General features: G+C 70.2%; 4 protein-coding genes. 1 reads left to right on the forward strand and 3 read right to left on the reverse strand.

Annotation, left to right across the window (positions count from 1 at the left end; translation table 11 throughout):
* Nucleotides 1-36: 36 nt before the first annotated feature.
* Genes F9K34_RS06700 through F9K34_RS06710 form a run of 3 tightly spaced genes read right to left on the reverse strand, consistent with a single transcriptional unit; the run spans nt 37 to nt 5,716 of the window.
* Nucleotides 37-1,287, reverse strand: coding sequence for an MFS transporter (locus F9K34_RS06700; RefSeq protein ID WP_291336137.1), 1,251 nt, complete (start codon nt 1,285-1,287; stop codon nt 37-39).
* A gap of 53 nt (nt 1,288-1,340) precedes the next feature.
* Nucleotides 1,341-2,438: a tRNA preQ1(34) S-adenosylmethionine ribosyltransferase-isomerase QueA gene (queA, locus tag F9K34_RS06705; RefSeq protein ID WP_291336138.1), complete on the reverse strand. Its 1,098-nt coding sequence runs from the start codon at nt 2,436-2,438 to the stop codon at nt 1,341-1,343.
* Nucleotides 2,435-5,716: an AsmA-like C-terminal region-containing protein gene (locus tag F9K34_RS06710; protein WP_291336139.1), complete on the reverse strand. Its 3,282-nt coding sequence runs from the start codon at nt 5,714-5,716 to the stop codon at nt 2,435-2,437. The genes queA and F9K34_RS06710 overlap by 4 nt, the downstream gene beginning before the upstream one ends.
* A 128-nt stretch (nt 5,717-5,844) precedes the next feature.
* Here F9K34_RS06710 and F9K34_RS06715 point away from each other — a divergent pair, with 128 nt between their 5' ends.
* On the forward strand, nt 5,845-6,306 hold the full coding sequence (locus F9K34_RS06715) for a peroxiredoxin (RefSeq protein WP_291336140.1): 462 nt from the start codon (nt 5,845-5,847) through the stop codon (nt 6,304-6,306).
* Nucleotides 6,307-6,388: the final 82 nt, after the last annotated feature.

Genomic DNA, 6,388 nt, shown 5'->3' on the forward strand with positions numbered 1-6,388 from the left:
CTCCATCGTCGCAGGTTGGCGCCGCGAAGGCCAGCGTCACGGTGACGGCGTGGCCTCCGTATCCTGCTTGGCCTCCATGACGGCCTCCACGGCGATGGCACCCGCCGAGGGCGAAAGCGGCGCGAAGCCCCCGGTCCTTGCACCAAGCGCGACGCGGCGGCGCGTCATCCGCCAGGCGCAGTAGCCGGCGAGGGCAAGAAATAGCACCGCCATGAGGAGGAAATAGCCGTTCGGTCCGACCCAGGCCATGATCCGGCCGGTGATCAGCGGCCCGCCGATCGCGCCGAGCCCGTTGATGAAGAGAAGCCCCGCCGAGGCAGCCGCCATGTCCGAGGCGTCGAGAAAGTCGTTGGTATAGGCCACGAGGAGCGAATAGAGCGGGTTCGAGATGCCGCCCATCAGCACGGCCACCGCGATGAGGCTTCCGAACCCAAGGTCGAAGACCGTCGCCCAGAGCATCACGACGCCGCCGAACGCCGAAAGCCCGAGGACGAGCGGGCGCCGGCCGACCCGGTCGGAGGCCCAGCCGATCGGATATTGGAAGACGAGCCCGCCGACATAGATCGCAGCGACGAAGATCGAGATCTCGCGCACGTTCAGCCCCTCGGCGGTGCCCCAGACCGCCGACATGCCGAACTGCGAGGCGAAGACCCCGCCGAGCAGGAACATGCCGACGCAGCCGAGCGGCGAGGCGCGGTAGAGGGCGACGAAGCTCAGCCGCTTCGTCGTCTCGAAGGCGGGGGCCTGGCTCGCGGTCAGGAGGATCGGCGTGAAGGCGAGCGAGACGAGCACGGAGGGGATGACGAAGAGGATGTAGCCCGACGGGTCGCCGAAGTTCAGCAGCGCCTGCGCCGCGATGATGCCGATCATCTGCATGATCATGTAGAGCGACAGCGCCTGGCCCCGCGTCTCGTTCGTCGAGGCATTGTTGAGCCAGCTTTCGGCGGTGATGTAGACGCCGGAGAAGGAAAAGCCGATGAGCACCCGCATCGCCGCCCAGGCGATCCAGTCGGGGGCGGCAGCGTACATGATGAGCACCGCCGAGATCATCGAGCCGAGCGCCGCGAAGACGCGGACGTGGCCCACGCGGCGGATCATTTCGGGCGTCATCCGGCTGCCGAAGAGGAAGCCCGCGAAATACGCGGCCATGACGTAGGACATCTCCGTCGTGGTGAAGCCCTCGATGCCCCCGCGGATACCCAGGAGCGTGCCCTGCATGCCGTTGCCGAGCATCAGCAGCATCATGCCGAGCAGGAGGGCCCAGGAATTGCGGAGGACGGTCAGCATCGGAGGGGTCTTTCGTTCGCGCCGGGCCAATCTGGCAGGTTTTTCGGCCGCTGTCAGGTCCGGCCCCGACCTTCCGCCAGCCGCTCGCGGCGGCCGGGCAGAAGGAGCGAGGCATCGCCGTAGGAGAAGAAGCGGTAGCCCTGCGCGATCGCATGGGCATAGGCGCGCGCCATCCGCTCCTTTCCCATCAGCGCCGAGACGAGCATGAGAAGGGTGGACTTCGGCAGGTGGAAGTTGGTCATCAGCCCGTCGGTCACGCGGAAGCGGTAGCCGGGGTAGATGAAGATGTCGGTCGGGCCGCGCCACGGCCGGACCTCGCCCGAGGCGCCCGCCGTCTCGATGAGCCTCAAGGCCGTGGTGCCGACCGGAATCACCCGCCCGCCCGCCGCCCGCGTTGCATTGATCGCGGCGGCGGCCTCTTCGCTCACCTCGCCCCATTCCGCGTGCATCCGGTGGGTCGTCAGGTCCTCGACCTTCACCGGCAGGAAGGTGCCGGCGCCGACATGGAGCGTGACATGGGTGAAGGCCACGCCCTTCGCGGCGAGCCGCGCGAGAAGCGCCTCGTCGAAGTGCAGCGAGGCAGTCGGCGCGGCCACGGCGCCCGACCGGCGGGCGAAGACGGTCTGGTAGTCCTCGGCGTCCCGCGCGTCCGGAGCGCGAAGCGCGGCGATGTAGGGCGGCAGCGGCATCTGCCCCGCCTCGGCCAGCGCGGCATCGAAGGCAGGGCCGGTCAGGTCGAACGAAAGCTCGGCCTGCCCCTCCGCGATCCTTTCGACCCGGGCCTCCAACCGGTCGGAAAACCGGATCGACTCGCCCTCCTTCAGCTTGCGCAGCGGCTTCACGAGCGCCGCCCAACGCCCCCCGGGACGCGGTTCGAGAAGCGTCGCCTCGATCCGGGCCACTGACGTCCCCTGCCCCGTCATCCGTTCGCGCGTGCCCGCGAGCCGGGCGGGAATGACCCTGGTGTCGTTCAGTACCAGCCGGTCGCCAGGCCCCAGAAGGTCCGGCAGGTCGCGCACGTGCAGGTCGCGGAGCGCTTCGCCCTCGCCCTCCGCCTCCACAATGAGCAGCCGCGCGGCCGGGCGGGGGCGGACCGGGCGCGTGGCGATCAGTCCTTCGGGCAGATCGAAATCGAAGTCGGAAAGTTTCATCGGTCGAGTTTCGGCGGCGCGGCCCGGAAGATGTCGCGGAACATCCCCGGCGTGAGGATCGAAAGCGGATTGACGGAAACCTGGGGGTCGTCGGCAGGCCCCGTCATCCGGTAGTTGAAGCCGAAGAGGCCCTCGCGCCGTTTCGAGAAGATCTGGCCGATGCCGTTCAGCATGTAGATGGGCGAGATCGTGCCCTGCAGGTCAAGGACGGCGCCCGCGGCCCGGTAGATGCCGGCGCCCGAGATGCCGAGCGACGGACCGATGGCCGATCCGTCGCGGATTTCCACCGCGTCCGGCGTCAGCCTGAAGTCGCCCGAGACGTCGGAGAAGAGAAGCCCCGGGCCGTTGAGCTGGGTCAGAAGCCCCACGACCGAAATCGCGTCGAGAAGCTCGGCAAGCGCGGGAACGCCGGTGACCCGGAACTGGCGGATCGTCAGCGTCCCGTCGTAGTCGCGTCCGGGGCCGGACGGGCGCAGCGTGAGGTCGAGCCGTCCGCCCACTCCGCGGGCGAAAAGACCCGCCGCGCGGAACGTGGCGCCCGCGTCCTCCGACCGCACGCGCACCGCCGTGCGGCCCGACATCGGGACCACCCCACCCTCAACCGGCGTCTCGCCGTTCACGCGCCCGGTGAACTCGCCGCTCAGCCCGCCCCGGGTGGTGAACGTGCCGCGGAACCCGGTCAGCGCGATGCCCTCGGTCACCCGCAACCGGTCGAGCGCGACGGTCAGAGGGCCGCCCCCCGTACCGCCCTCGGCGGAGCCGAAGGTGGCACGGCGCAGGTCGACCTGCCCGCCCGTGACGCTGACCGCGATCGGCCGGCCGCTGCCCTGGCCCGTCAGGACGGCCTTTCCCTCGAACCAGCCGCCGACCTTGGCGCTGTCAAGCCGGATCGCGTCAAGCCCGCCGTCGGGCTTGAGGCTGAGCGCGCCCTCGACATCGAGTCCCGCGGCGGACAGTGCCAGCCGGTCGATCCGCGCGGGCTTGCCAAGCGCGCCTTCGAGCGTGAAGTCCCCGGTGGTCGCGGCGGGCTTCGCCCAGCCGATCTCGGGAATCCTGAGCGTGAGGCCGGCGAGGTCCGAGGTCAGGCGGAAGGCAGGGGCCGCGCCCTGCACGAGGTCGAGCGTGAACCGGCCCTTGCCGGTCCCTGCGACCGACCCCTTCGGCAGCGCCACGGAGAAGGCGTCGAGCGCGCGGGGCGACAGTTCCATCGTGCCTTCGGCCCGGCTCCTGCCCTTGTCGGCGGGTTCGAAGCCCTGCCGCCAGCGGAGCTCCATCGGCACCTCCGACAGCACCGCGGGCCCCCAGATCTCCAGCCCCGCGCGGTCGGCCCTGAGCTGGAGCCGCCCGGCCGTCAACCTGCGTCCCGGTGCGACGCGGTCCGAGGCCACGTCGAGAAGCTCCGCCGTCACCTGATAGCCGACGTCCTGCGGCCGGATCTTCGGGGCGAGTGTCAGGTCGAGCAGCGTCACCGCCCGCGCCCGCCCCTCGGCGACGTCGACCGGGCGGCCGGCCTTCTTCAGGAACTCGAAGGGCTTCTCGTCGAGAAGCGACAGCGCGGCGGTGATCGTGCTCTCCGTCTTCAGCGTGAAGCGGGCCGGCGCCGGCTTGATGCGCAGGTCCGGGATCGTCATGACGGACCCCGTCACATCGATGATCCCCCCGCCGGGCGGCGTCACATGGCCGCGATCCACCACCAGCGTATAGGTGTAGTTGTCGATGCTGGCATAGCCCGCGCCATCCTCGATCGGCGGAAGCGTCCTCAGCACCCTCACCTCGGTGTCGCGGAACTCCCAGCCGAGGTGGAAATGCGGATCGGAGCCGGGCGACAGGCGGAAGGCGGCGTTCACGTCGAAAAGCTCGCTCGTCGCGACGTTTTCCTGCAACCAGGTACGGGTCTTCGGGACCGCCGCCACCGGCCAGAGCGCAAGCAGCCGCTCACTCGTGATCGCATCCATCCCGGCGTCGAGAGAAACCTCCCAGCCCGCCGGTGCGGCCGCGAACTGCCCCCGGGCCGTGATCTTCTGGCCACCGTCGAGGAGGACGAGCTGGCCGAGGTCGAGCCGGAACGGATCGAGCCCCAGCCGGAAGTCGAGCGCGCCCTGGTTGAGCGCGACCGGGTCGGCGAAGACGCCCTCCGGATCGGCCTCGAGGCCCGTGATCGCAATCTGCCCGACGAGCGAAGTCGGAAAGGCGCCGGCGAAATCCTTCAGCCAGGCCTTGGCCGAGGCCCGCACCTTCAGCGCCGGGCTGTCGACCACGATGTCGGAGAACCGCAGCGCCGCCGCCGCCGGGTCGTAGCTCAGTTCGAACCGGGCGCGGTCGAAGCGCACCGGATTGGTGCCCGGCGTGGGTTGCAGCGCGCCGGCACCGATCTCCAGCGACCCGTCGAGCGTCGCATAGCTCCCGTCGGCCGATATTCCGCTTTGCAGCGCGCCCGAGATCGGCGCGTCGAGCGCGCCGAGCCAGGCGAGCGCGGGCGACTGCGCGGCAAGGTCGCGCGCCGATACATCTGCGACGCGCATCGACACCCTGGCCTCGGGCGACCCCTTCATCGAGGCAAAGGCAATCTCGGCGCGGCCCCTCGGCTGTCCCGCCTCCTCAAGCGCGAAGCCGAGGTCGATCGCAAGCTCGCGCGCGTCCTGGTCGAGCGTCAGCCAACCGCCCGCCGCCGCCCAGCTCTGGCCCGAGCGGTCGTCGCGCAGCGTGAGGTCAAGACTTTCGATGGAGATTTCCTCGATGCCCCGCAACGCCGGCGCCTCGAAGGCGCGGTCGATCGCGCCGACGATCTCGGCCGGCTCCAGCGCCGCGGCGGCGCCGGTCCCTTCCTGGCCAAGCGCCACGTCGAGACTGCCGTCCTGAAGCCGCCGCAGGGCGACCTGCGCGCCGACGATCGACACGCTGCGGGGTTCGAGCTTGCCGCGCAGGACGGGCTGCGCCTTCAGCGTCGTCCGGAGCTCGGGCAGGAGCGCGATCCGCCGCCCGCCGGGGCCGAAAAGCTCCACCGCCCGCAGCCGGACGTGCGGCACGAAATTGCGGTCCACCACCAGTTCGACGCCGCCGACGCGGGTCGAGGCCACCCCCGCGAGCGCGGCATTGGCCCGCTCCTCCACCCGCTCGACCACCCAGCGCGGCGCCGGGATGACCTTTCCGGTGAGCCCGAGCGCGATGTTGGCGAGGATCAGCACGGCGACGAGCGCGACCCCGAACCAGATGCCGGGATGGCGAACGTGCTGCGGCGCGACCGCCGCCTCGCCCGACCTGTCCTCGCTCTCGCTCATGCCCCTGCCCTGCCTCGGACGCGCCCGGTTGTGTTCTCGCCTTGCGGCGGGCGCCCGGCCTCCCTTTATCTTTGCCAAGGCCCGAGTAAAACACGGAAAGCCCGCTGGAACGAGAGGATGGCGAAGAGATGCTCAACGAAGGCGATGCCGCACCCGATTTCACCCTGCCCCGCGACGGTGGCGCGTCCGTGACGCTGTCCGCGCTCGCGCCGCGGAAGATCGTCCTTTACTTCTACCCGAAGGACGACACCCCCGGCTGCACGACGGAGGCGCTCGACTTCACCCGGCTCGGGCCCGAGTTCGCGGCGGCGGGCACCGTCGTGGTCGGCATCTCTAAGGACAGCGTGAAGGCCCACGACAAGTTCTGCCGGAAACATGGGCTCGGCGTGATCCTCGCTTCGGACGAGCAGGGCGATACCTGCGAACGCTACCGTGTCTGGGTGGAGAAGAGCATGTACGGCAAGACCTATATGGGCATCGAACGGACGACCTTCCTGATCGACGGGGCGGGCCGGATCGCGCGCATCTGGCCGAAGGTGAAGGTGCAGGGTCACGCGGAGGAGGTCCTCGCCGCGGCCCGCGCGCTGTGACGCCGACGCTCGCCGAGATGGCGGTGGAGGTCCTGACCACCGCCGACGGCCGTGCCAAGACCGCGCTCTCGCACGCCCATGC

The sequence above is a fragment of the Albidovulum sp. genome (assembly GCF_008933605.1).
Classification (GTDB): Bacteria; Pseudomonadota; Alphaproteobacteria; order Rhodobacterales; family Rhodobacteraceae; genus Albidovulum.